General features: G+C 58.1%; 2 protein-coding genes. Both read left to right on the top strand.

Going from position 1 to position 1,671, the window contains the following annotated elements:
- Window positions 1–251: 251 nt before the first annotated feature.
- Window positions 252–1,103 (top strand): hypothetical protein, encoded by an 852-nt coding sequence (locus O148_RS0113730; RefSeq protein WP_026531376.1) that lies wholly within the window; start codon window positions 252–254, stop codon window positions 1,101–1,103.
- A gap of 116 nt (window positions 1,104–1,219) precedes the next feature.
- Window positions 1,220–1,671: hypothetical protein (locus O148_RS16775; RefSeq protein ID WP_157374648.1), on the top strand; the 452-nt coding region annotated here is incomplete at its 3' end.

Raw genomic sequence — 1,671 nt, 5'->3', positions numbered from 1 at the left:
CCGGGACAATTACCTGATCTTCCCACCCAACGTGAACGCTGCCGTGGAAATATCCGGCTCCTGGGTCGACGACGAATACAGCTGGGTCATCAAAGAAGAAACCCTCAAAGTCGCCAAGACCCTGAGGATTGTCCCGAAAGATTACAAAGGCACCTAACACCCTCGCCGCCGGGAGTATCGTCACTCGAGCACCCCAACACCATGGTGCCGATCCGTTGCCAAGCTGACCATCGCCGTCGAACATCACCCCAGTGGTTGCGGCGGCTGCGATTCTGGCCGCGATTAATGATGAGGTGACCGATCAGGGCATTGACTGGTTAGTGAACACCTTGAACTTGGAAGCGGTCGGGGAGATCCTCTCGAACGTGACCGCGGTGCTCGGGGTCATCGCGTTCATCGTGTCCTTCATCCCGGGGTTGAATGTGCTGGCCCCGTTATTGTTCGCACTCACCTTTGTGCTCGGTGCGTTAAGCTTGGCCACGAATAGTCTCTTAGCGATGAACGGGAACAAGGACTGGGGGGACGCGATCATGGACGCGGTCGGATTGGCGACCTTCGGACTCGGACGCGTGATCACCGTGATCGGGCGCGGCGCCGCAGCCATGGGCCGCGCCGGCACTAGTGCCGCCCGTGGCGGGGCTGGCGCCGCACGAGGCGGGGTCCCGCAATTTGGTGCTGTTACGAATGGTGCCAGGAACTTAGGTCAAGAAGTGTCCAACGCTCCGGGAACCGTTCTCGAGCTGTTGGGTCAGGCGTGGGCTCGGGGTCGCGGGAACATGTGGGGTGAAGCATTCGAGTCCGCGGTGAACTCCGGCAAGGGGTTCTGGAAAGCGGTCAGTGGCGGACCACAACATTTCCTCCAGTCATTCCTCAACCTGTTCAAAGGCAAACCCGGGTTCTTCAAGGATATGACCGAGCTCAGTGAAGGTTTATCGACGCTCTCGTTGCGCACCGAGGGGGGCCGCCAGTTCCTAGTCATGTTCGTTGGCGGCAAAGCACTCACGTTCACCGTCGCGGACTTCGTCAAGTCCGGGGTCATCGACCCGATGGCACAGTTCTTCGGCCCGAAAGCACCACCCCAACCTCAACCGGCAGGAAACTAATCACACCCATGTTCGGACTCGGCAAAAAACAACCGTCACGACCAGAACCCGTGAAACCCGATGACTGGGACCAACGCCTCCCGTCAGAGAGAACACGTCAACAGTTCAGTTCTAGCTTGGCGTGGAAAGATGCTGCGGAGTCGGTCAATTATCCCAGCCCGGAAGCCTGGTCCAAAGACATTGGTCAGCAGGCTATCGAACAGTTCTGGAAGGGCGAGGGCCCGGTTTCTCAGAAAGAGTTCATGGCGCAGCTCAATGGGTGGGTGTATGCGTGGAAAGCCTCAAAATTTGCGAACTTCTACGTGCTGGTTGAGGCTCCCGATTGGGGTGTCACCGCGATCCTCACGTTCACGCCGGTGAGTTACCCGATCTACACACCGGTGGACTACTTGACCACCCTGGAAAATGATAAGGAGCTTCAGCGGCGTTTGCTCACTCCGATTGAGTTTGACACGTTCGAGGTTCCGGCCGGGCCCGCAGCCCACGCTAGTTATCAGTTGCGTGATTTTTTCAACGGGGAAAACACGACACTGTATCGTGACACCGTTGTCGTGCTCCCCCCGATGAT

This window comes from Haematomicrobium sanguinis DSM 21259 (assembly GCF_000688395.1).
In the GTDB taxonomy this organism is placed as follows: Bacteria; Actinomycetota; Actinomycetes; order Actinomycetales; family Micrococcaceae; genus Haematomicrobium; species Haematomicrobium sanguinis.
Note: the sequence above shows the minus strand (reverse complement) of the source record. Positions and strands in the feature narration are given on the sequence as shown.